Source organism: Neisseria sp. P0014.S009 (assembly GCF_051958155.1).
Lineage (GTDB): Bacteria > Pseudomonadota > Gammaproteobacteria > Burkholderiales > Neisseriaceae > Neisseria > Neisseria flavescens_C.
Genome location: NZ_JBQCVS010000001.1, coordinates 291,535 through 314,807 on the forward strand (window position 1 = coordinate 291,535; position 23,273 = coordinate 314,807).

Below are 23,273 nucleotides of genomic sequence, written 5' to 3' on the forward strand. Positions count from 1 at the left end.
CTTTCGTTTAGGCAATGGATTGGCCGGTTTCAGACGGCCTTTTTGGTTTTCAACAATCTCAAGGCATTGCCCAACACCAGCAGCGAGCTGAAACTCATGCCGAGCGCGGCGATCCACGGGGTAACGTAACCAAACACGGCCAGCGGAACGGCAACCAGATTGTATGCGCTAGCCCAAGTCAGGTTTTGGCGGATAATTTGATGGGTGCGGCGTGCCTGTTCCATCATCACGGGCAAAACGTTCAAATCATCATTGAGCAAAACCACATCCGCACCGTCTCGCGCCACATCGGCACTCGTGGCCACGGCGGCCGACACGTCGGCTTGGGCAAGGACGGGGGCATCGTTGATCCCGTCGCCGATCATCATGACTTTACGCCCTTGTTTTTGCAGATTTTCCACATAAGCCAGTTTGTCTTCAGGCGTGGCTTCGGCACGATAGGCATCCAAACCCAGCTCTTGCGCGACTTGGGCTACGGCAGCTTGACGGTCGCCGCTTAAAAGGTGCAGACGGATGCCGTGTTGTTTCAGGTTTTGCAACATTTTAGCGGCGCTGTCTTTGATTTGGTCTTCCAATAAAAAGGCCGTCTGAAAACCGCTTTGATTTCCCAAGAAAATAATGCCGCCTGCGTGGTCGATATGGGCAAATGTTTCAGGCAGATTACCGGCAATTTCCGAAACAAATGCCGCTTTGCCCAAAGCCCAAACTTGGGTTTCGCCATCCAATTCGATTTGCGCGCTGACGCCGTGTCCGATACGGTTGACCCGTTGCTGCACTTTCACATCAAGCGCGGATACAGGGCCGTCTGAAAGCGTATGGTTCAAAATGGCACGGGCGATGGGGTGTTCGGATTGCTGTTCCAATGTTTGGGCAATGGCAAGGGCCTGGGCCTCGTTCAGACGGCCTGCAGATAATATACGGCTGACGGAAAGCTGCCCTTTGGTCAACGTACCGGTTTTATCGAACACGACGTCGTCAATTTGGGCAAGCGTTTCCAGGCTTTGTTTGCCGCTGATGAGAATGCCGTCTTTGGCCAGCGCACCGGTCGAAGCAGCCAGCGCAGTCGGAGTTGCAAGCGACAAGGCACACGGGCAGGTAATGACCAGCAAGGCAACGGTAATCCACAAGGCGGTGTGCGCATCTGCATACCAAGCCCAGCCGATAAAAACAGGAATCGCAAGCAAAAGTTCGCCAAACACAAAACTGGACGCGTATTTTTCGGCCAACTCGGCGGCACGCGGTTTTTGCGCCAGCGCACGGTCGAGCAGTTTGACGATATGGGACAGGCGCGTGTTGCCACCGGTATGGTCGGTGCGGATGATTAAAGGGCTGCTGGTGTTAAGCGTGCCGGCGGTTACTTTTTCAGACGGCCTTTTGACAATCGGCAAACTTTCGCCGGTCAACATGGCTTCGTTAACTTCGCTTTCGCCGGACAAAACCGTACCGTCCACCGGAATGACTTCGCCAGGCTTCACAACAATCGTATCGCCGATATTGAGGCGGACGACTGCGGCTTCCTCGATGACTTCGCTTTCCGGATAAGACGGCAAACGGTGGCAGAATGCCGGAACCAGTTTGACCAACCGCTCCGCCGCATCGCCTGCTTTGCGTCGGGCAATCTGTTCCATAAAACGCCCGCCCAATAGGAAAAACAGCAACATGGCGATGGATTCAAAATACATGCCCTGCCCTGCGTTGGTGGCCAAACTGTAAATACCCGCAATAAAGGTCATCACAATGGCAATGGCAATCGGCGTATCCATGCCGACACGGCGGTTTTTCCAGTCGCGCCACGCGCCGCGGTAAAACGGCAACGCGCTATAAAACACAACGGGCAACACCATCAAAAAGCCGCCCCAATGCAGGATTTCCAAATAAAGCGGCTCGATGTCGCCGCCGTAAAAATAAGTCGGCAGGGCAAACATCATCGTCTGCATCATGCCCAGACCGGCCACGGCCAATCTGACGATAAACTGTTTGCGTTCCTTCTGCGCCTGCACTTCGATTTTTTGCGCATCATAAGGCGCGGCGGTATAACCGGTTTGGCGGATTTTCAGCAAAATGTCCGACAATTCAATGTGGGCGCTGTCCCACACCACTCGGCAGCGGTGGGTACTGTAATTCAAATCCACGCGCACTACGCCCTTCATACGCAACAACTGCTGCTCAATCAGCCACACACACGCGGCGCAGGTAATGCCGCCCAGCATTAACACCGCCTCGCGCTCATCCCCTGCACCGACCTCGACAAAATCAGCCTGCACTTCGGGCAAATCGTATAGCTTTAATTGCGACAACACTTCCGGTGGCAGCAATTCGGATTTTTCCGCGTCTGCGGTACGCTGTTTGTAATAATTACCCAAACCGGCATCAATAATACTCTGCGCCACCGCTTGGCAACCGGCGCAGCAGGTTTCGTGTTCTTCGTCTTCAAAACGAACCGTCAAATGCAGATGCTCCGGGACTTCAAGTCCGCAATGGAAGCAGTTTTTTTGGGGATGTGTGGAAGATGTCATAATGTGTTCGATTTATTTTTCAGACGGCCTGAAACAATCATTTCAGGGTGTTACATTTTAGCAAAAAGCGTTTTTCCGCCTCATTTCATTTACTTTTGAATTAATAGACTGTCGAATTTTATAAAAAATATGGAAAACAAAGTATTGACCGTTTATCAAATGATGAACGGTAACATATAAATACCGTTTATCTTTAAAAACTTCCAATTATTTTAATGTAAAAATGGAACTTTTTTAAAAAATCCAATACATTTTTTATTGACCTCAATCCATTTAAGCAGCATACTTTAGCCATTCCGCGAAGACGGAAATAAAAAAAACACACATTTACTTATAACACTAACTTATTGGGAAACCTCACCATGATTGATCGCCTTATGCCTATCTTCGCCGTTATCGGCATTTTGTCCAGCACTGTATACCTGAGCCTCGCCGCTTGGATGCTTTACGAAAGCGTGTTCAAAAAGAAAAGCCCTCTGTCGGCATAATCCTCGGATTTAAAATTTTACGGTAAGGCCGTCTGAACATTCAGACGGCCTTGTTTCATTCCATACTATCAAGCACTTGATTGTACGGCCAATTCAATCATCGCTTCGCGCAAACCGTCCAAACCCAAACTTTCGGCAACGGAAACATTCACGCCGACGGCATGCCCGAAATTGTCGCGCAAAATGCCTGCTTCACGCATACCCGACGGCAGCAAATCGATTTTGTTGTACACCACCAATTGCGGAATTTCATGCGCGCCGATTTCTTCCAAAACTTCGTTGACATCGTCCATCTGCCGTTCAAAATCGGGATTGGACGCATCAACGACGTGCAGTAGCACATCCGCCATCGCCGTCTCTTCCAAAGTAGCGGAAAACGCCGACACCAGCTTGTGCGGCAAATCGCGGACGAAGCCGACGGTATCGGTCAAAATCACGCTCGCCTCGTGCGACAGGAAAAGCCGTCGCGCAGTGGTATCCAAAGTGGCGAACAACTGGTCTTTGGCCAATACGTCCGCTTTGGTCAACCGGTTGAACAGGCTGGATTTCCCGGCATTGGTATAGCCGACAATGGCAAAGGTTTTCAGACGGCCGCTCATGCGCGATTTGCGGCGCGTGGCGCGTTGTTTGCGGACATCGGCAAGCTGTTTTTTCAATGCCGTGATTTTTTGTCCGATTAAACGGCGGTCGGTTTCCAACTGGGTTTCGCCCGGCCCTTTCAAGCCGATGCCGCCCTTCTGACTTTGCAGGTGTCCATAACCGCGTACCAGCCGTCCGCTCAAATGGTTCAGCTGAGCCAACTCCACCTGCAACTTACCTTCCTGCGATTGGGCGCGTTTAGCAAAAATCGCCAAAATCAAACCCACTCTGTCGAGTACGCGGCATTGAAGCTCTTTTTCCAGATTACGCTCTTGTGTCGGCGTGAGTTCGTGGTTGAACACGACCAGCCCGACATCATGCTGCTTGACCACTGCCGCTAACTCTTCCGCCTTACCCGTACCGACAAACAAAGCCGGATGCGGTTTGTCGCGGCGTGAAGTTTCGATAGAAACCAAATCGCCGCCGGCCGCGCCCACCAATTCTGCCGCTTCGGTCAAGGCCGTCTGAAAGCCGCGCTCGCGCGTTTCGTTTGCGCCGGAATAGTCCGCCGTCAGCATCACGCCGACCAAGAGGACGCGTTCGGGCTGCTCCAAAGATTTATCGACGGAAAACAGATTGCGCTTGCTCAAAAAATTTCCTTTCAGACGGCCTGACGGCTGGGTCAAAGTCCTGATTAACGGTTTTTCAAAATATCGGCAAAATATTCGGTCACTTCCGCCAAACGTCCGCCCTGCTCGGCATAAGGCTGCATGACGGCTACCAGCTGCTCTAATACTTCGCGCGTTTCGGTTTGCGCATGTTCGCGGTAGAGCCACATATTTTGCATGGTCACCGTGGTCAATTCCTCGCGTACATTCAGCAAGAGCAAGTGTCGGCAAGATTCATAGCCTTGGCGCAAATCGCCGGCCGCATATGCGGTAACCGACAATTCATAGTCGATGTCCAACTGATAAACATTGCTTTGGACAAAGAGAATATCGTCTGTTGGGAACGGAATGCGTTTCGCCATCAGGCCGATTGCATGGGAAATGCGGTATTTCCCTTCCTGACGCAGCATGGTTTGCGCAAGGTAGAGACACTCGGCACGGCGCGGATTGTAATCGTAGCCTGCCAACCAGGTTGCCAAGGCTTCATCGCGTTTGCCCATTAATTTGTAGCACTCGCCCAGCTGTTGGTAAGAAACCGACACTTCCTCGATCCAACCGCCCAATTCGATGCGTTTTTTAAACCATTCGCTCGCACGCTCGGGCATATCAGAATCCCAATAAGAACGCGCCGCGTAAAAGGCGTAACGCTGTTTCAGGTCTTCATCTTCAGGACTGTAAAACGCTTTTTCCAAAGAAACGGCGTCAAGCAGGTATTTGTTCGCCATATTGCTGCGCGCGCCGAAACGGCCGCTGAGAACCGTATAGTCGCCATGAAGCGTGGCTTCGCTGGTATCTTGTTTGTCGGTTTCGATAAACTCATGCAACACGCCGCGCCAGTAGAATGTACCGTCATTGCGCAACAACAGCGGACGGTAATAAACCACGCTGCCCATGGCATTTCTCATGCGGAGGCGGTAGCGGTCGGCGGTCAGTTCGGGTAATTCCAATTTGCCTTCAAAGCGGTCGTCCGCATCAAAAATCAACACATAATCGGTTTTGCCTTTTGCGTGTTTCAACGCCTGATTGCGGTTGTATGCAAAATTTTGCCAACCATCATGATGAATCTCACCCGCGATGCCCTTTGCATCAAAAAAGCGGCGGATCACGCCGGCGGTATCATCGGTCGAGCCGGTGTCGCTGATGACGTAGTAGTCAAGTTTGATGTGGTCGGTGATGTTGGCCAGTGTTTCTTCGATGATTGCCGCTTCGTTTTTGACAATCATATTCAAGCAGATGGTTTGGGACATTTTCAATAGCCGCATTGGTTTGGAAAGGTATTATTTTACTTTAGCATTTTGTTTTTTGCACACAAAATACTCAGGCCGTCTGAAGATTGCCTTTCAGACGGCCTGAAGTTTATTTTGCTTATCTTTTTTCCTGACGGCGTATCAGATACACCGCCAACAGTGCAAATAAAACCGTCGGCAATGCGCCTGCCAAAAACGGCGGCACGCCGTACAACTGGCTGGTAAAGCCGAAGAGCCGTCCGGCAAAGTGGAACAGCAACCCGAGACAGATACCGCCGAAGAGTTTCAAGCCCATATTGCCGTGGCGCGTCGTTTGCGGCGTAAAGGCGAAGGCAACAAGCGCCATCACCCATGCGGCAACGGGATACACCAGCTTGCGCCACCATGCGATGGCATAGACTTGGGTATTTTGGTTGTTTTTTTCCAGATGGTCGATGTAGGTAGTCAATTCGCCGACAGACATTTGGTCGGGCTTGACGAGCAATACATCCATCAGATTGCGTTTGACGGAAATCGGCCAGTTTTCTTCAGTGGCAGTAGAAACTTCGACTTTATCTTCGCCCAATATGCTGCGGCGGATATTTTTCAGCTGCCAGCTGCCGTCTGGGTTCAAAACGGCTGATTCAGCTTCCGCCGCTTGGGTCAGTTCGTTTTTATCGTTGCGCTGCCAAATTTTGATGCCCAAAAGCGTATGGTCGGGCAACATTTCGCGCACGTTGATGATGCTGTTTTTTTCTTTCAGCCAAAGGCCGGTATTGCCGGTACTGATTTTGCCGTTGATGGCGGAGGCTTTGATGTTTTCGGCTTTTTGGCTCAGCGTGGGGGCGACCCATTCGCCAAGTGCGACGGTGGCAATGGCGAAAATCAAACCGAACTGCGACAGAATCAACAGCAGCTTTTTGGTGCTCATGCCGCTGGCTTTGATAACGGTCAGCTCGCTGCCGGAAGCCAGTTGGCTGAGGGAAATCAGGCCGCCGATCAAAACGGCAAGCGGCATCAGTTCATATGCGCGCGCAGGCATCTGCATTAAAACATACTGCCCCAATTTTGCGCCGTTATAGCTGCCTTTTCCAAGATCGCCGACTTCGTTGATGATTTCAAAAAAGCTGTACAAAGCAAGGAAGGCAAGGAGGGCGTAAACCGCCATAACCGCCATTTGACGGATGATGTAACGTGAAATCAGGTTCATTTTCCGCCTTTCAATGTCAGACTTTTGGCAACCGCCTGCCAAAAGGGTTGGCTGGGCATACTGCGTACGCGCAGCAGGACGACGGCAATCACAAACATGATGATGTGCATAGGCAGCAGCCCGAGCCAAAAATGGATTTTGCCGTCTTCCACGGCGTTGCGCAGAAAGGTCAGCCCGTTTTGGTAAACCAAAAACAAACCGATGGCAATCAGGATATTGTAGGTGTGGCCGCTGCGCGGATTAAAATAGGAAAGCGGCACGGCGAGCAGGCACAATAACAAAACGCTGACGGTCAAGGAAATACGCCACATCAATTCCGCCTGGTGTTGGGGATTGCTGCTGCCTATCAGTTGTGCGGTCGGAATGGTACGGCGGTGTGAAACAGGGTCGATAAGTTTGGGCGTGGTGCTGATAATCAGGCTGAGATGTTGGAAAGAAACGCGGTTGTAATCGGCTTTGCCGGGCGTACCGCTGTAACGGTAGCCGTCGCGCAATTCAAGCGTACGTTTGTTGTCGGTCAGCGAAAAATTGCCCTCTTTGGCAAAAACGATGTTGTCGTTGCCGTTTTTGTCCTGCTCACGCAGGAACAGGTTTTTCATGATGCCGGATTCGGTATCGAAGGTTTCGACAAAATAAACCCTGCCGTTGCGCTTGCCCAAGTTATTGAACTCGCCGGCTTCCACCAAAGACAATTCCTGCTTCTGCTTCAAAATTTCGGCATATTCGCGGCTGCGCAACTCTGCCCACGGCATCACCCAAAGCTGCATGACGGCAATCAAAATGGCAAACGGCACGGCAAACTGCATGACCGGGCGTATCCATTGTTTCAATGCCAATCCGCAAGAGAGCCAAACCGACATTTCGCTGTCGCGCCAGTAACGGGTCAATACGGTCAACGTACTGATAAATGCGGTCAACACCAGCAAAAGCGGGGTCATGCCGATTACCCAAAAGCCGACTAAGGCCAACACGGCATCGATGGCGACACGCCCGTCGGCTGCACGGCCAAGCAGGTTGATGGCCTGCGTGGACACCAATACCGCCAAGAGGACGACAAAGATGCCGACGGCGGTAAAGGAAAGTTCTTTAATAAAGTTTCTTTGGTAAATCATAAGATTGAGCGTGGTATACGGTTTATGGGAAACCTATATTTATTAATAAGGCTTCAGACGGCATGACACAAATGGAGTACAATGATTTTCATCTGTTCGGGCGGTTGGTCAACAGGCCGTCTGAACAACCGACAACCGTTCCAATCAGGAGAATAAACGTGAAATTTAGCACAAAAGCCGAAACTTTGCAGGCTCAACAGGCAGGTGCGCAATTATTTGTCTGCGCCGAAGCATCGCAACTGAGCAACCCGACTGCCCTCGCCCTCTTCGCTTCCCTTGAAGAAGGTCAAAATTTCGCCGACACCAAAATCCCGACGGACAACGGTTTGCAAGCCATTGCCGTCGTCCGCCTCGAAAAAACCGACCGCGCCGCATTGAACAAAGCCGCAGCCGAAGCCGCCAAATGGGCGCAAAATCAAGAAACGGTCAATGTGGACGTTCACGCCTTTGAAGAAACGCAAGCCGCCGCCGTTGCCGAAGCGTTTGCGATTGCGTTCGGCAATGCCGCCTACCGTTTCGACCGCTACAAAAAAGAAGCCAAACCGGCCAAATTTGCAGAAGCCGTGTTCTACAGCGCACACGAAGCCGCCGTCAAAGAAGCCCTGCGCGTTGCCGAAGCGCAAGTTTACGGACAAAGCCTCTGCCGCGACTTGGGCAATGCCGCGCCGAACGAATGCACGCCTGAATTCCTCGCGCGTACCGCCAAAGCCGAAGCCGAAAAACTGGGCGCACACGCCAAAATCATTGAAAAAGACTACATCAAAGAAAATATGGGTTCATTCTGGTCTGTCGCCAAAGGCAGCGTCGAAGACCCATATTTGGTCGAACTGAGCTATTTTGGTGCGGCCGACAAAGAAGCCGCGCCTGTGGTATTGGTCGGCAAAGGCATTACCTTCGACACCGGCGGCATTTCCCTCAAACCCGGCCTGAACATGGACGAAATGAAGTTCGACATGTGCGGCGCGGCAACCGTCATCAGCACCTTCTGCGCCGCCGTCAAACTGCAACTGCCGATCAACCTGATTGCCATCGTCGCCACTTGTGAAAACATGCCTTCCGGCGCGGCCAACAAACCGGGCGACGTCGTGAAAAGCATGAAAGGCTTGACCATCGAAGTATTAAACACCGATGCTGAAGGCCGTCTGATTTTGTGTGACGCTCTCACTTACGCCGAACAATTCAAACCCAAAGCCGTCATCGACGTCGCCACCCTGACCGGCGCGTGCATCATCGCCTTGGGTCATGACGTCAGCGGCGTGATGGGCAACAATCAAGATTTGGTCGACAGCCTGCTGGCCGCTTCCCGCAACGTGGACGATAAAGCATGGCAACTGCCGCTCTTTGAAACCTACAAAGACCAACTCAAATCCAACTTTGCCGACATTCCAAACATCGGTACGCCGGGTGCAGGCACGATTACCGCCGCAACATTCCTGTCTTACTTCACCGAAGACTATCCATGGGCACACCTCGACATCGCAGGTACCGCATGGAAATCTGGCGGTGAAAAAGGCGCGACCGGCCGCCCTGTTCCTTTATTGCTGAACTATCTGCGCAATGTGAAATAAATCTTGGGGGAAGCCTGCAGGGTTAATCGTTTCAACCCTGCAGGCCGTCTGAAAACGGAATCCGCATTATCTGACTCAACCTGACAAACGGAAAACCACCATGAAACCACTATTTGCCGCATTATCTGCCGCCCTTCTGCTCGGCACATCCATAAGCGCCCAAGCCGCCGAACAAACCACCCCCACCGACCGCAGCATCCAAGTGTACAAAAAAGCCGACTTAGCAGAATGGAACCGCGAAAACGCAGCCGGAGGCCAAGGCCCGCTACTCGGCAGCTTTGCCTTCACGCGCCATCAAACCGCAGAACAAGACGCATTCAAAGAAATCGGCTGGCTCACATTACCGCCGGGCGCTTCCATCGGCCAACACAAACATACCGGCAATGAAGACGTTTACATCATCGTATCCGGCAAAGGCCTGTTTACCGACAGCGAAGGCAAACAAACCGAAGTCGGCGCCGGCGACATTACCATCGCCCGCCCCGGCCAGTCTCACGCACTCAAAAATATCGGCAAAAAGCCGTTGGTATTCTTAGATTTGATTGCCGAGACCGCGGGCGCTAAAGCCGCCGAAACCAAGTAATACTTTCAATGAAAACAAATAATCTGCCATGGCTTTCTGCCTTACCCAAACCAGGCAGCAGAGAGATTGTTCCGTTTTCATTTAAACCTACATACAAGCTAAAGGCCGTCTGAAAACCACGCTTCGTTTTCAGACGGCCTTTTTTTTCTCAAAAATCTTATCATATAAATGACGCAATGTTATATAATAACAGCCTTTCGAAATATGATGAGAAACTAAAATGACACAAACCACACTCAAACCCATTGTTTTATCTATTCTTTTAATCAGCGCTCCCATCCTCTCCCAAGCGCATGAAACCGAGCAGTCGGTTGACTTAGAAGAGGTTACCGTCGTCGGCAAAAGCCGTCCGCGCGCCACTTCGGGGCTGTTGCACACTTCAACCGCCTCCGACAAAATCATCTCCGGCGATACCTTGCGCCAAAAAGCCGTCAATTTGGGCGATGCTTTAGACGGCGTACCGGGCATTCATGCCTCACAATACGGCGGCGGCGCGTCCGCTCCCGTTATTCGCGGTCAAACAGGCAGACGGATTAAAGTGTTGAACCATCACGGCGAAACGGGCGATATGGCGGACTTCTCGCCCGACCATGCCTTAATGGTGGACAGCGCCTTGTCGCAACAGGTCGAAATCCTGCGCGGCCCGGTTACGCTCTTGTACAGCTCAGGTAATGTAGCTGGTTTGGTCGATGTTGCCGATGGCAAAATCCCCGAAAAAATGCCTGAAAACGGTGTATCGGGCGAAGCCGGATTGCGTTTGAGCAGCGGCAATTTGGAAAAACTGACATCCGCAGGCATCAATATCGGTTTAGGCAACAACTTCGTACTGCATACCGAAGGCTTGTACCGCAAATCAGGCGATTACGCCGTACCGCGCTATCAAAAAGAAGAAGGCCGTCTGAAACGACTGCCCGACAGCCATGCCGATTCAAAAACAGGCAGCATCGGCCTGTCTTGGGTTGGGGATAAAGGGTTCCTCGGCGTGGCGTACAGCGACCGTCGCGACCGCTACGGCCTGCCTGCCCACAGCCATCTCTACGACGACTGCCACGCCGACATTATTTGGCAAAAGAGTTTGATTAACAAACGCTATTTACAGCTTTATCCACACCTTCTGACAGAAGAAGACGTCGATTACGACAATCCGGGTTTGAGCTGCGGCTTCCACGACGACGATGATGCACACGCCCATGCCCACAACGGCAAACCTTGGATAGACCTGCGCAACAAACGCTACGAACTCCGCGCCGAATGGAAGCAGCCATTCCCCGGTTTTGAAGCCCTGCGCGTACACCTGAACCGCAACGACTATCACCACGACGAAAAAGCAGGCGATGCAGTAGAAAACTTCTTCAACAACAAAACACACAACGCCCGTATCGAGTTGCGCCACCAACCCATAGGCCGTCTGAAAGGCAGCTGGGGCGTGCAATATTTGGGACAAAAATCCAGCGCGCTTTCCGCCATTCCCGAGACCATCCAACAACCGATGTTGATTGACAACAATGTGCGCCATTACAGCTTTTTCGGTGTAGAACAGGCAAACTGGGACAACTTCACGCTTGAAGGCGGCGTACGCGTGGAAAAACAAAAAGCCTCCATCCAGTACGACAAAGCATTGATTGATCAGGAAAACTACTACAACCAACCCCTGCCCGACCTCGGCGCACACCGCCAAACCGCCCGCTCGTTCGCACTTTCGGGCAACTGGTATTTCACGCCACAACACAAACTCAGCCTGACCGCCTCCCATCAGGAACGCCTGCCGTCAACGCAAGAGCTGTACGCACACGGCAAACACGTCGCCACCAACACCTTTGAAGTCGGCAACAAACACCTCAACAAAGAGCGTTCCAACAATATCGAACTCGCGCTGGGCTACGAAGGCGACCGCTGGCAATACAATCTGGCGCTCTACCGCAACCGCTTCGGCAACTACATTTACGCCCAAACCTTAAACGACGGACGCGGCCCCAAATCCATCGAAGACGACAGCGAAATGAAACTCGTGCGCTACAACCAATCCGGCGCCGACTTCTACGGCGCGGAAGGCGAAATCTACTTCAAACCGACACCGCGCTACCGCATCGGCGTTTCCGGCGACTATGTACGAGGCCGTCTGAAAAACCTGCCGTCCCTACCCGGCAGGGAAGATGCCTACGGCAACCGTCCTTTCATTGCACAGGAAGACCAAAACGCCCCTCGTGTTCCGGCTGCGCGCCTCGGTGTCCACCTGAAAGCCTCGCTGACCGACCGCATCGATGCCAACTTGGACTACTACCGCGTGTTCGCCCAAAACAAACTCGCCCGCTACGAAACGCGTACGCCCGGACACCATATGCTCAACCTCGGCGCAAACTACCGCCGCAATACGCGCTATGGCGAGTGGAATTGGTACGTCAAAGCCGACAACCTGCTCAACCAATCCGTTTACGCCCACAGCAGCTTCCTCTCTGATACGCCACAAATGGGTCGCAGCTTTAGCGGCGGCGTGAACGTGAAGTTTTAAAATCGGACAGGCAAACAAAAAAGGTTTTCAGACTGCCGTCTGAAAACCTTTTTCTTGTTTTAACCAATCATTTAAAACTGACTATTAATCTTTCAATACATCTTGCACAGCCGCTTGAATTTTAGCCGCCGCTGCTTCGATTTGCTGCTGTTCGGTAGATTGGCTTGCCACTGTTTCAGCCGGAGCAGCTTGTGAAACAGGCGCGGCTTGTGGAGCTGCGGCTTTAGGCTCAGATTCAGTTTGCGGCGCAGTCAGCGGCAAACGCGCCAATACAGTGCTGACGCCGGTAACTTTATCGCCAATCGCCACTTGCGCCTGCGCATCGACAGGCAGATACATATCCACTCGCGAGCCAAAACGGATAAAGCCATAGCGTTCGCCGCGAGACAGTTTCGCACCTGCTTGGGTGTAGCACAAAATACGGCGCGCCACCAAACCGGCCACTTGAACAAAAGTAATTTCACGACCAGAAGCCGTAGTCGCCAAAACCGCATTACGTTCATTTTCCGTGCTGGCCTTATCCAAATCCGCATTCACGAATTTGCCTTTGTTATAGACCACTTTCGTTACCGTACAATCGGCAGGCGATTTTTGCGAATGCACGTTAAACACGTTCATAAAAATACTGATTTTCAAAGCATCGACATCACGATACGGATCGCGTGCGCGCTCAACCACCACGATACGGCCGTCAACAGGGCTCAACACCGCTTCAGGATTTAGCGGAATTTCACGCGCAGGGTCGCGGAAAAACTGCAAAGCAAATACGGTAAACACCCAAAACGGCAAAGACCACCAGCCGCAGCACATCGACACTAGCAGGCTCAAAGCCAAACCGCCGCCGATAATTGGCCAGCCCTCACGGGCAATAATCGGGTGGGGATACAAACGGTTCATCATTTATCCTTCATTTAATAATTTCAAAATTGCCGCCATTATATCTGAAACTCCAAACATTGAGGCCGTCTGAAATGTTCAGACGGCCGGTGTCTTTTGTAAAAAATACTCAATATAGATAAAGTTTCAGTTTCGGCAACACAATAACGCAGCGTCCTCAACAAGCGGCTCACACGCTCCAACAACTCGCTGCAAATATCATTTAGACCAAATCTCCGCCCTCGATTATCTCGACAAACCCAGTATGACCGCCAACACCAGCCAAATCCAATGCCGACGGCGTGATGTAGAGAACAAAGAGCGTTGAGACAACAAACGCGTTTGGCTCAGCTGATACACCACATCTGCGAGCTTAATCAACTGATTGCCCTGTCGTGTTTTGCTTTCTTCCACTTTACGCAGTTTCAAATTTTCCGCTTCAATCCTCAGCCGCACCAGCTTGGCTTCCAAAAGCAGCAGCTTGCGCTCTTCTTCATACTCCTGTCGCTTCATCGTCCGCATCCTTATCTACCTCACCGCGCAAATACGCAATATCCGATCGAATATCCTGCAAGGTTTCAGCCACACGACTGCCCTGCTCCCGATAATCTGCCGATACTTTGCGGAACAATACAGCAATAATCAGCAGGCTTACAAAGAAAATGCCGAAAAATACCCACAAAGCCGCAACATCCGTCAGCACGCGGTTCAATCCGAACAGCAAACCGACCAAGCCCACCATCAACAGCGCGCCGGACAACACCAGCCAAATCGCCAAACGGAACACATTCTCCGCCTGACGCGTCAAATCCAAGCCCAATACCTGCAAACGCAGCAGCAGCAAATCCGCGCCCTGATTCAACAAAGCCTTGCCATGTTCAAAACGCTGGCGAATTCCCATCTTAACTATCCTTTTTTTCAGGAAAACATAAGGCAGAGGCCGTCTGCACGGCGCAATGAAATCCATGATTTCATGTGCACACCTGTTCAGACGGCCTTAACATATTCACATTAACGGCGGTTCAACAACACACCGACAACCAAACCGGCCAATGCGGCAAAACCCATTGCATAATATGGTTTTTCATGTACCGCTTCATCAGCTTGTTTGGCACCGCGTTTCAAGCGCGCACCAGCATCTGATTCTAAATCGGAAAAAAGCTCTTTACCATCTTTAAATCGTTCGCTAATTTCTTCTTCGAAGCTGCTAAAACGCTCTTTGGCTTCTGCCAATTTTGCTTCCAATTTAGCGCGAATTTTACTACCCTCTTCCGAACCAGCTTCAACACCATTGCGGTACAGTTCGTCCACATCATCCATTACTTCTCGGATATCTTCCAACAAAGCATCACGACGTTTTTCAAAATTATGTTTTTTCATACTACTCTCCTATAGATTGATATGATCACAGATTGTTTATCTGTTAATAGTATTATAACCATTTATTTCCAAATAAACGTTAATTTAAATTAAATTAAGTGCTTATTCTGAAAACAACCCAATGGAATTTAAAAAAGACCGTCTGAAAACTTCAGACGGCCTTTCCAATTCAGCTCAAAGACTTAAGTCTTATGCCAAACCTTTTGCTTTCAACACTTCCAGCATGGTAGTGCCCAACTCGGCAGGGCTGCGGGTGTAAGCGATACCGGCTTTTTCGAAAGCAGCGAATTTTTCTTCGGCAGTACCTTTACCACCGGAAATAATCGCACCGGCGTGGCCCATACGTTTGCCTTTAGGAGCGGTAACACCAGCAATGTAACCTACAACAGGTTTGGTTACGTTGGATTGGATGTATTCGGCTGCTTCTTCTTCCGCAGTACCACCGATTTCACCGATCATGATGATGGCGTCGGTATCTGGGTCTTCTTGGAAGAGTTTCAGTGCGTCGATTTGGTTCATACCAGGAATCGGGTCGCCGCCGATACCGATACAGGTTGATTGACCCAAGCCCAGTTTGGTGGTTTGTGCCACAGCTTCGTAAGTCAATGTACCGGAACGGGAAATAATACCGATGCGGCCTGGAGTGTGGATGTGGCCCGGCATAATACCGATTTTGCACTCACCCGGAGTAATCACGCCCGGGCAGTTAGGGCCGACCAAGCGGGTACCGTTGCCGTTGGTTTCCAAGTAACGTTTGGCTTTGAGCATGTCCAAAGTAGGCACGCCTTCGGTAATCACAACCACCAAGCCTACGCCTGAATCAACGGCTTCAACGATAGAATCCAAAACAAACGGAGCGGGAACGTAAATTACAGATGCGTCAGCGCCGGTTTCTTTAACGGCTTCTTTCATGGTGTTGAATACAGGCAGGTTCAGGTGGGTTTGACCGCCTTTGCCTGGGGTAACGCCGCCGACAACTTTAGTGCCGTAAGCCAGAGCTTGTTCGGAGTGGAAAGTACCGTTTTTACCGGTGAAACCTTGAACCAATACTTTGGTGTCTTTATTAATCAATACGCTCATTCTTTTCTCCTTAGGCGTTTACGGCTGCAACAATTTTTTCGGCTGCGTCATTCAGGCCGTCTGCAGAAGTCAGTTTCAGACCTGATTCGTTCAGGATTTTCGCGCCGAGTTCGGCGTTGTTACCTTCCAAACGAACAACGACAGGAACGTTGACGTTGATTTCTTTAACGGCTGCCACGATGGCTTCCGCAATCATGTCGCAACGTACGATACCGCCGAAGATGTTGATCAATACGCCTTTAACGGATTTGTCTTCCAGAATCAGTTTGAACGCTTCAACCACGCGGTCTTTGGTTGCGCCGCCACCAACGTCCAAGAAGTTGGCAGGTTGGCCACCTTTGAGTTTGATAATGTCCATAGTGGCCATCGCCAAACCGGCACCGTTAACCATACAGCCGATGTTGCCTTCCAGGGCAACATAGTTCAGGTCGAATTCAGAAGCTTTCAGCTCACGTTCGTTTTCTTGAGATTTGTCGCGCAAAGCGGCAATTTTCGGCAGGCGGTAGAGCGCGTTGCTGTCGATACCGATTTTGCCGTCCACACAGGCCAAGTCGCCGTTTTCACGGACTGCCAATGGGTTTACTTCAAACAGTGCGAAGTCGTTTTCGATAAACGCTTTGTACGCGCCGGTCATCAGTTTGACGAACTCGTTGATTTGTTTGTCTTTCAAGCCCAGTTGGAAGGCAACTTCGCGAGCTTGGCAAGGTTGCAGGCCGACCAGCGGATCAACGGTTACTTTGAAGATTTTTTCTGGAGTTTCGGCAGCAACTTTTTCAATTTCCACGCCGCCTTCGGTAGAAGCCATGAATGTAACGCGGCGGGTAGAACGGTCAACCACTGCGCCCAAGTACAGCTCGGTTTGAACCGGATACATGTCTTCGCAAACCAAAACGCTGTTGACAGGTTGGCCGTTGGCATCGGTTTGGTAAGTTACCAAGTTGGTGCCAATCAGGCTTTCAGCCACTTCTTTAGCTTCTTCGCGGCTTTTAACGACTTTTACGCCTCCCGCTTTACCGCGGCCGCCGGCGTGTACTTGTGCTTTGACAACAGCGAATTTGCCGCCCAATTTGTCGTAAGCTGCAGCGGCTTCTTCGCCGTTGTGTGCCAAAATACCGCCTTGTACGGGCAAACCGTAGCTAGCCAGCAGTTCTTTAGCCTGATACTCGTGTAAATTCATGGATTTCTCCTTAAGGTGAGTGGGTTTTAGGAATCGCCCTGCGGCCAATCCCATATTTTCAGACGGCCCTACTATTTACTGAAGGGCAACCACATCCGCGCCAGCAGATACATGGTTGCGCCGCCTCCTCCGAGAATAAAAAAGACAATGCCTTTTTTACGCGAATTCGGGCAGAGCAGATAAACGGCAAGGCTGAAACTGATAAACAACAATGCCACGCGCCAAACCAATTCTTTATCTTTGAAACGGTTGAGCGTATAAGTTTCGGTCATCATCACATACATCTGCCACAATGCGGCCATACACATGCTGATGATGCCCATCGGTATAAAGAAAATACCGACTATTTCTTTGTTCATAACGAATGTAAATGCTGTTTGTTTGTCTGACGGAATTATAAATCAGAAAACGAAGCTCTCGAAACATTCAATTTGTCGGAGGCCTTAAGGCCGTCTGAAAAGTTTCAGACGGCCTTAATGTCTATCAACCGTGCAAAGCGCGTTTGTCGGCCGCCAATGCAGCTTCGTGAACCACTTCGGACAAGGTTGGGTGAGCATGGATAATACGTGCGATGTCTTCGCTGCTGGCGAAGAATTCGAGTGCAGTCACGCCTTCAGTAACCAATTCGCTGACAACCGGGCCAATCATGTGTACGCCCAAGATACGGTCGGTTTTGGCATCTGCCAACACTTTAACCGTACCTTTGGCTTTGCCCATTGCCAATGCGCGACCGTTTGCACCGAAACCTGAAGTACCTTTTTTGTACTCCACGCCTTCGGCTTTGAGCTGTTCTTCGGTTTTACCCACCCAAGCGATTTCAGGGTCGGTGTAAATTACAAACGGCACGTTGTTGAAGTCGATATGCGGTTTTTGACCGGCAATACGCTCGGCAACGGCAACGCCTTCATCGCTGGCTTTGTGTGCCAACATCGGGCCGCGAACCACGTCGCCGATTGCCCATACGTTAGGCAGGTTGGTACGGCATTCGCCATCTACTTTGATAAAGCCACGCTCGTCTTTTTCCAAGCCTACGGCTTCGGCGTTCAGGCCTTTGGTGTTTGGAATACGGCCGATGGCAACGATCAGTTTGTCGAATACTTCGGTTTTGGCTTCGCCGGCAGCAGTTTCGTAAGCAACGGAAACGCCTTTGCCTTCAGATTTGATGTCGCCGATTTTCACGCCCAATTCAATGCTCAAGCCTTGCTCTTTGGTGAAGTATTTGAAGGCTTCTTTTGCGATTTGTTGGTCGGCGGCAGCCAAGAAGGTCGGCGCAGCTTCAAGAATGGTAACTTCTGAACCCACGCGGTTCCATACGGAACCCATTTCCAAACCAATCACGCCGGAACCGATCACGCCGAGTTTGGCAGGCACTTCGGTCAGGTTCAGTGCGCCTTCGTTGTCCAATACATTCACATTGTCGATAGCGACTTGTGGCAGCGGACGCGGTACGGAACCGGTTGCTACGATGACGTGTTTGGCTTCGATAACGGTTTTCTCACCTTTGTTATCGACTTCGATTTGGTAGGCATCGCCATTTTTACCGGCAAAGGAAGCAGTACCGAACAGGCTGGTTACTTTGTTTTTTTGGAACAGGAATTTCACGCCGCCGGTCAGTTTGGTCACGATGGCATCTTTGCGCTCAATCATTTTGGCCGCGTCGAATTTTACGTCGCCGACAGTGATACCGTGTTCGGCAAAATCGTGTTGCGCAGCGTGGAAATGTTCACTGGATTGCAACAGGGCTTTAGAAGGGATACAACCTACGTTTAAGCAAGTACCGCCCAATGCAGGGGCATTGCCTGCTTTGTTAACGCCTGCGTCGACGCAAGCGGTTTTGAAACCCAGTTGCGCGGCACGGATGGCGGCAACGTATCCACCCGGGCCTGCACCAATCACTACTACATCATATTGAGACATCGTGTCATCCTTTGCTTTTGGCAGTATCTCAAAATAAAAACGATACTTTTTGTTTCTTTTTTATTTTGAATGACTGCGTTTTGATGGTTTTAAGAAAAGGCCGTCTGAAAGTCCATATCTGTCGATTCATTCGAATCAAATGTTTCAGACGGCCTCAATCGTTCGTTGAGCCTATTGTAGCACGATACTACATTACGCTACATCTAAATAAAAATTCAGACGACCTTTTCATTAATAAATAAAAGGCCGTCTGAAACGATTACAGATCCAACAACAGGCGAGCTGGGTCTTCCAACGCGTCTTTAATGGCTACCAAGGTCAATACAGCTTCGCGGCCGTCAATAATACGGTGGTCGTAAGACAGAGCCAGATACATCATTGGACGGACAACAACTTGACCGTTTTCAACCACAGCGCGCTCTTTAGTGGCGTGCATACCCAAAATCGCAGATTGAGGCGGGTTGATGATTGGGGTAGACATCATAGAACCGAAAGTACCGCCGTTGGTAATACTGAATGTACCGCCGGTCAGATCTTCGATAGCGATTTTGCCGTCTTTTGCTTTTTTCGCGTAATCAACAATTGCTTGTTCGATGTCGGCAATGCTCATTTGGTCGGCATCGCGCAGGATTGGCACAACCAAACCGCGTGGGCTGCCAATCGCGATACCGATGTCGAAGTAGCCATGGTACACGATGTCTTTGCCGTCAACAGAAGCATTCACAACCGGATATTTTTTCAGGGCGGCAACAGCGGCTTTAACGAAGAAGGACATAAAGCCCAGTTTCACGCCGTGTTCTTTCTCGAATTTATCTTTGTACTTCGCACGCAAGTCCATGATTGGTTTCATGTTGACTTCGTTGAATGTAGTCAGAATGGCGTTTTCTTGTTGAGAAGCTAAGAGGCGTTCTGCAACACGGGCACGCAGGCGGCTCATTGGTACGCGTTCTTCAGGACGTGCGCCGGCAGGAAGTGCAACAGCAGGAGCAGCGGCTGCGGCAGGTTTGGCAGCGGCATTTTGTACGTCTTCTTTCAATACGCGACCGTCACGGCCGGAACCTTGCAATGCGTTCACGTCAACACCGGTCTCGGCAGCCAGTTTTGCAGCGGCAGGCATCGCGGCGTTGTTTTGTGCAGTAGCAGGAGCGGCAGCTGGGGCTGCTTCGGCAGGAGCGGCTGCAGGTGCTTCAGCAGCGGCAGTAGCAGCTGTATCGATACGAGCCAAAACTTGGTCGGCAACAACGGTTTCACCGTCTTGAGCTACGATTTCAACCAATACGCCGGCTTGTGGAGAAGGTACTTCCAAAACCACTTTGTCAGTTTCGATATCGATCAGGATTTCGTCACGAGCAACTGCTTCGCCAACTTTTTTCTTCCATTCCAAGAGCGTGCCTTCAGATACGCTTTCAGACAGCATAGGTACTTTTACATCAATAATCATTTTGTGTCTCCAATGGCCCTTTCAGACGGCCTGTTGTGTGTTTTTAATTCTGCATATGGGCATTCCGCCTGAGCAGACTCAGACGGAATGCTACTTGGTTTACAATGCCAAAGCGTCTTCAACCAATTGTTTCAATTGAGCAATGTGTTTACTTGAGTAGCCCACTGCAGGCGATGCGCTGCTTGGACGACCGGCATAAGACAGTTTTTGCTCTTCGCTGATAACGTCTTCGATGCGGTGGCGGATTTGGTAGAACGCGCCTTGGTTTTTCGGCTCTTCTTGTGCCCAAACCACAGATTTTGCGTTCGGATATTTCGCCAGTTCAGCTTTAACCTCTTCGTATGGGAACGGATACAGCTGCTCAACGCGGACGATAGCAACATCATCTTCCAGTTTACGCTCGGTACGGCCGGCTTCCAAGTCATAGTAAACCTGACCGGCACACAATACCACGCGTTTCACGCTGTCGTTGCTTGCGCGTTCGGCAGTATCGCCGATAACCGGACGGAAAGTCGAACCTTCGGTAAAGTTTTCCAGCGGGCTCATTGCACCTTTGAAGCGCAACAGGCGTTTGGACATGAAAATCACCAGTGGTTTGCGGTATGAACCCAAGACTTGACGTTGCAAGAGGTGGAACATTTGCGACGCTTCAGACGGCATGATGACTTGCATATTGTTCTCAGAACACAGTTGCAACCAACGTTCCACGCGTGCAGAAGAGTGCTCAGGGCCTTGACCGTCGTAACCGTGCGGCAGGATGGTGGTCAGACCGCACAAACGACCCCATTTGGTTTCGCCTGAAGACAGGAATTGGTCGATAGTTACTTGCGCGCCGTTGGCGAAGTCACCGAATTGAGCTTCCCAAATGGTCAGCTTGTCAGGAGCGGAGCAGGCAAAGCCGTACTCGAACGCCATCACGGCTTCTTCGTTCAAGATAGAGTCGATAACCAGGAACTCGCCCAAGCCTTCGCCCATATTGCGCAGAGGAACATAAGTACCGTCGTCCCATTTTTCGCGTTTTTGATCGTGCAATACTGCATGACGGTGTGAGAATGTACCGCGGCCGGAGTCCTCACCGGAGATACGCACGCCATGACCTTTGGTCAGCAGGCTTGCGTATGCGAGGGTTTCGGCCATACCCCAGTCGATGGCTTGTTTGCCGGATGCCATGGCTTTACGCGCTTCGATCACACGTTTTGCAGTCGGATGCAGGGCAAAGCCTTCCGGTACGGCGGTAAATTTCTCGGTAAGGCGCTCGATGTCGGCGGCAGGCAAACCGGTTTCGATTTTTTCGCGCCAATCTTTGCCTTGGTATTTGCTCCAGTCGATTTGTGTGCGTTGGAAGTTGCTCAAAGTTGTTTGTTCAACATGTTCGCCTTTGTCCAAAGCATCACGGTAGGCTTGGATGTAGCCGTCAGCCTCAGCTTGGGTTACCACGCCTTCGGCAATCAGTTGTTCGGTGTACAAAGCATGCGCACCCGGGTGTTGCGATACTTTTTTGTACATCATCGGTTGGGTCAGGGTCGGATCATCGCCCTCGTTGTGGCCCCATTTACGGTAACAGACAACGTCGATCACGATGTCTTTATGGAATTTTTTGCGGTAATCCAAAGCGGCTTGGATAGCAAAGCAAACGCGTTCAGGGTCATCGCCGTTCACGTGGATAACCGGAGCGGAAACCATTTTCGCGATATCGGTACAGTATACGGTAGAACGGGTATCGCGGGTATCGGAAGTGGTAAAGCCGATTTGGTTGTTGATCACGATGTGAACAGTACCGCCGGTGGTATAGCCGCGTGTTTTAGACAGGTTGAATGTTGCTTGGTTAACACCCAAACCGATAAATGCGGAGTCACCGTGAATCAATACTGGCAAGACTTTATCGCGGCCGTTTTCGCCCAAACGTTTTTGTTTGGCGCGCGCAGAACCTTCCACTACTGGGTTAACAATTTCCAAGTGTGACGGGTTAAATGCCAAAGAAACGTGCATTGGGCCGTGTGGCGTAGCAATGTCGGAGCTGAAGCCCATGTGGTATTTCACGTCGCCGCTAGGCAATTTGATTTCGGCACGGCCTTCAAATTCAGCAAACAGATCAGCCGGTTTTTTACCCAAAATGTTAACCAAAACATTCAGACGGCCACGGTGTGCCATACCGATGATGACTTCTTCCACGCCGTCTTTACCAGCGTTTTGAATCAGGTAATTCAAACCGGCAATCGCGCTTTCACCGCCTTCTACACCAAAGCGTTTTTGACCGACATATTTGGTATGCAGGTAGCGTTCCAGAGTTTCGGCAGCAGTCATTTCTTTCAAGATACGGCGTTTTTGTTCAACGTTGTAGCTTGGCGTAGACAGTACGCTTTCAAAATAATTGCGAACCCAGCGGCGCTCTTCGGTATTTGGGATGTAGATATACTCTACCGCAATATGGCCGCAGTAGGTTTGTTTGAGGTTGCTGATGATTTGGGACAGAGGCAGTTTGCTCTGACCGGAAAAATCGCCCTCGCCCATATTGAACTGAAGCGCCATATCGGCATCTGACAGACCGTGGAATTTAGGATCGAGAGCTTCGATATTTTGAGGAGGAATACGTTTGAGCGGATCAAGTTGGGCTGCACCCACGCCTTGGATACGATAGGCAGAAATCAGTCGCAAAACGCTGACTTGCTTTTTCATCATTGCCTCATCCACACCGCCTGCGACGGCTGCGGCAATTTTCTTTTTAGCCAAAGTGGCAAATGATTCACGAATCGGTGTATGGGCAACATCGACAGCGACTGCGCCCGGCTGTTTACTCAAATCGGTAAAGTACTGTTTCCATTTTTCATCGACAGATTCCGGATTATCCAGAAACTTTTCATACAACTCCTCGATGTATGGCGCATTAGAACCAAACAGATAAGAGAAATTGAGTTTTTCGTCCATCATGGCGTGAGCTCTTTT

Annotated in this window: 19 protein-coding genes; 4 read left to right on the forward strand and 15 right to left on the reverse strand. The window is 50.8% G+C overall.

The features are described from left to right. Positions 1-29: 29 nt before the first annotated feature. Positions 30-2,516: a heavy metal translocating P-type ATPase gene (locus ACTHS4_RS01375; protein ID WP_440365415.1), complete on the reverse strand. Its 2,487-nt coding sequence runs from the start codon at positions 2,514-2,516 to the stop codon at positions 30-32. Between the two features lie 362 nt (positions 2,517-2,878). Here ACTHS4_RS01375 and ACTHS4_RS01380 point away from each other — a divergent pair, with 362 nt between their 5' ends. Next, positions 2,879-3,004 carry a hypothetical protein gene (locus ACTHS4_RS01380; RefSeq protein WP_003678791.1) on the forward strand — a complete coding sequence of 42 codons (126 nt, stop codon included), beginning with the start codon at positions 2,879-2,881 and terminating at the stop codon, positions 3,002-3,004. A gap of 68 nt (positions 3,005-3,072) precedes the next feature. On the opposite strand, the gene hflX is transcribed toward ACTHS4_RS01380, so the two are convergent. From hflX to lptF, 4 genes are all read right to left on the reverse strand, one after another. Continuing rightward, positions 3,073-4,233 carry a GTPase HflX gene (gene hflX, locus ACTHS4_RS01385; protein WP_070825692.1) on the reverse strand — a complete coding sequence of 387 codons (1,161 nt, stop codon included), beginning with the start codon at positions 4,231-4,233 and terminating at the stop codon, positions 3,073-3,075. Positions 4,234-4,277: 44 nt separating this feature from the next. Then, entirely contained in the window at positions 4,278-5,498 is a 1,221-nt protein-coding gene (locus ACTHS4_RS01390) for a glycosyltransferase (protein WP_283122272.1), read from the reverse strand. Between the two features lie 118 nt (positions 5,499-5,616). Then, complete coding sequence (lptG, locus tag ACTHS4_RS01395; RefSeq protein WP_070825691.1) at positions 5,617-6,687, reverse strand: LPS export ABC transporter permease LptG; 1,071 nt, start codon at positions 6,685-6,687, stop codon at positions 5,617-5,619. Beyond that, positions 6,684-7,799 carry an LPS export ABC transporter permease LptF gene (gene lptF / locus ACTHS4_RS01400; protein WP_003686055.1) on the reverse strand — a complete coding sequence of 372 codons (1,116 nt, stop codon included), beginning with the start codon at positions 7,797-7,799 and terminating at the stop codon, positions 6,684-6,686. The genes lptG and lptF overlap by 4 nt, the downstream gene beginning before the upstream one ends. A gap of 158 nt (positions 7,800-7,957) precedes the next feature. On the opposite strand from lptF, the gene ACTHS4_RS01405 reads away from it, so the two are divergent. The 3 genes from ACTHS4_RS01405 to znuD all read left to right on the forward strand — a co-directional run bounded on the left by ACTHS4_RS01405 (position 7,958) and on the right by znuD (position 12,459). Further along, on the forward strand, positions 7,958-9,367 hold the full coding sequence (locus ACTHS4_RS01405; protein WP_371459965.1) for a leucyl aminopeptidase: 1,410 nt from the start codon (positions 7,958-7,960) through the stop codon (positions 9,365-9,367). A gap of 100 nt (positions 9,368-9,467) precedes the next feature. Next, on the forward strand, positions 9,468-9,950 hold the full coding sequence (locus ACTHS4_RS01410; protein WP_070825689.1) for a cupin domain-containing protein: 483 nt from the start codon (positions 9,468-9,470) through the stop codon (positions 9,948-9,950). Between the two features lie 220 nt (positions 9,951-10,170). Then, complete coding sequence (gene znuD / locus ACTHS4_RS01415) at positions 10,171-12,459, forward strand: TonB-dependent zinc receptor ZnuD (protein ID WP_440365416.1); 2,289 nt, start codon at positions 10,171-10,173, stop codon at positions 12,457-12,459. Between the two features lie 84 nt (positions 12,460-12,543). Here znuD and ACTHS4_RS01420 read toward each other — a convergent pair whose 3' ends face one another. The 10 genes from ACTHS4_RS01420 to ACTHS4_RS01465 all read right to left on the reverse strand — a co-directional run bounded on the left by ACTHS4_RS01420 (position 12,544) and on the right by ACTHS4_RS01465 (position 23,258). Continuing rightward, positions 12,544-13,356 (reverse strand): phosphatidylserine decarboxylase, encoded by an 813-nt coding sequence (locus tag ACTHS4_RS01420; RefSeq protein WP_440365427.1) that lies wholly within the window; start codon positions 13,354-13,356, stop codon positions 12,544-12,546. Positions 13,357-13,581: 225 nt separating this feature from the next. Beyond that, positions 13,582-13,848, reverse strand: a complete 267-nt coding sequence (locus tag ACTHS4_RS01425) for a hypothetical protein (protein ID WP_440365417.1) — start codon at positions 13,846-13,848, stop codon at positions 13,582-13,584. Further along, entirely contained in the window at positions 13,829-14,236 is a 408-nt protein-coding gene (locus ACTHS4_RS01430) for a phage holin family protein (RefSeq protein WP_440365418.1), read from the reverse strand. The genes ACTHS4_RS01425 and ACTHS4_RS01430 overlap by 20 nt, the downstream gene beginning before the upstream one ends. 110 nt (positions 14,237-14,346) lie before the next feature. After that, entirely contained in the window at positions 14,347-14,715 is a 369-nt protein-coding gene (locus tag ACTHS4_RS01435) for a DUF883 family protein (RefSeq protein WP_070583639.1), read from the reverse strand. Between the two features lie 189 nt (positions 14,716-14,904). Beyond that, positions 14,905-15,795, reverse strand: coding sequence for a succinate--CoA ligase subunit alpha (sucD, locus tag ACTHS4_RS01440; RefSeq protein ID WP_002221113.1), 891 nt, complete (start codon positions 15,793-15,795; stop codon positions 14,905-14,907). A 10-nt stretch (positions 15,796-15,805) separates the two neighbouring features. Continuing rightward, positions 15,806-16,972 carry an ADP-forming succinate--CoA ligase subunit beta gene (sucC, locus tag ACTHS4_RS01445; RefSeq protein ID WP_049330956.1) on the reverse strand — a complete coding sequence of 389 codons (1,167 nt, stop codon included), beginning with the start codon at positions 16,970-16,972 and terminating at the stop codon, positions 15,806-15,808. 71 nt (positions 16,973-17,043) lie between these two features. Then, entirely contained in the window at positions 17,044-17,331 is a 288-nt protein-coding gene (locus tag ACTHS4_RS01450) for a hypothetical protein (RefSeq protein WP_004519272.1), read from the reverse strand. 124 nt (positions 17,332-17,455) lie between these two features. Next, entirely contained in the window at positions 17,456-18,889 is a 1,434-nt protein-coding gene (gene lpdA / locus ACTHS4_RS01455; protein WP_002231493.1) for a dihydrolipoyl dehydrogenase, read from the reverse strand. A 259-nt stretch (positions 18,890-19,148) separates the two neighbouring features. Next, positions 19,149-20,330, reverse strand: coding sequence for a 2-oxoglutarate dehydrogenase complex dihydrolipoyllysine-residue succinyltransferase (gene odhB / locus ACTHS4_RS01460; RefSeq protein ID WP_070825685.1), 1,182 nt, complete (start codon positions 20,328-20,330; stop codon positions 19,149-19,151). Positions 20,331-20,429: 99 nt separating this feature from the next. Further along, on the reverse strand, positions 20,430-23,258 hold the full coding sequence (locus ACTHS4_RS01465) for a 2-oxoglutarate dehydrogenase E1 component (RefSeq protein ID WP_440365419.1): 2,829 nt from the start codon (positions 23,256-23,258) through the stop codon (positions 20,430-20,432). Positions 23,259-23,273 lie beyond the last annotated feature (15 nt).

What these genes read in the sequence shown, in the direction of transcription:
- lpdA (WP_002231493.1), bottom strand. Translation starts at nt 18,889, where the DNA reads ATGTCTCAATATGATGTAGTAGTGATTGGTGCAGGCCCGGGTGGATAC.
- sucD (WP_002221113.1), bottom strand. Translation starts at nt 15,795, where the DNA reads ATGAGCGTATTGATTAATAAAGACACCAAAGTATTGGTTCAAGGTTTC.
- ACTHS4_RS01380 (WP_003678791.1), top strand. Translation starts at nt 2,879, where the DNA reads ATGATTGATCGCCTTATGCCTATCTTCGCCGTTATCGGCATTTTGTCC.
- ACTHS4_RS01465 (WP_440365419.1), bottom strand. Translation starts at nt 23,258, where the DNA reads ATGATGGACGAAAAACTCAATTTCTCTTATCTGTTTGGTTCTAATGCG.
- ACTHS4_RS01410 (WP_070825689.1), top strand. Translation starts at nt 9,468, where the DNA reads ATGAAACCACTATTTGCCGCATTATCTGCCGCCCTTCTGCTCGGCACA.
- lptF (WP_003686055.1), bottom strand. Translation starts at nt 7,799, where the DNA reads ATGATTTACCAAAGAAACTTTATTAAAGAACTTTCCTTTACCGCCGTC.
- ACTHS4_RS01375 (WP_440365415.1), bottom strand. Translation starts at nt 2,516, where the DNA reads ATGACATCTTCCACACATCCCCAAAAAAACTGCTTCCATTGCGGACTT.
- sucC (WP_049330956.1), bottom strand. Translation starts at nt 16,972, where the DNA reads ATGAATTTACACGAGTATCAGGCTAAAGAACTGCTGGCTAGCTACGGT.
- ACTHS4_RS01420 (WP_440365427.1), bottom strand. Translation starts at nt 13,356, where the DNA reads ATGAACCGTTTGTATCCCCACCCGATTATTGCCCGTGAGGGCTGGCCA.
- ACTHS4_RS01435 (WP_070583639.1), bottom strand. Translation starts at nt 14,715, where the DNA reads ATGAAAAAACATAATTTTGAAAAACGTCGTGATGCTTTGTTGGAAGAT.
- ACTHS4_RS01390 (WP_283122272.1), bottom strand. Translation starts at nt 5,498, where the DNA reads ATGTCCCAAACCATCTGCTTGAATATGATTGTCAAAAACGAAGCGGCA.
- ACTHS4_RS01425 (WP_440365417.1), bottom strand. Translation starts at nt 13,848, where the DNA reads ATGAAGCGACAGGAGTATGAAGAAGAGCGCAAGCTGCTGCTTTTGGAA.
- ACTHS4_RS01430 (WP_440365418.1), bottom strand. Translation starts at nt 14,236, where the DNA reads ATGGGAATTCGCCAGCGTTTTGAACATGGCAAGGCTTTGTTGAATCAG.
- ACTHS4_RS01450 (WP_004519272.1), bottom strand. Translation starts at nt 17,331, where the DNA reads ATGAACAAAGAAATAGTCGGTATTTTCTTTATACCGATGGGCATCATC.
- lptG (WP_070825691.1), bottom strand. Translation starts at nt 6,687, where the DNA reads ATGAACCTGATTTCACGTTACATCATCCGTCAAATGGCGGTTATGGCG.
- odhB (WP_070825685.1), bottom strand. Translation starts at nt 20,330, where the DNA reads ATGATTATTGATGTAAAAGTACCTATGCTGTCTGAAAGCGTATCTGAA.
- znuD (WP_440365416.1), top strand. Translation starts at nt 10,171, where the DNA reads ATGACACAAACCACACTCAAACCCATTGTTTTATCTATTCTTTTAATC.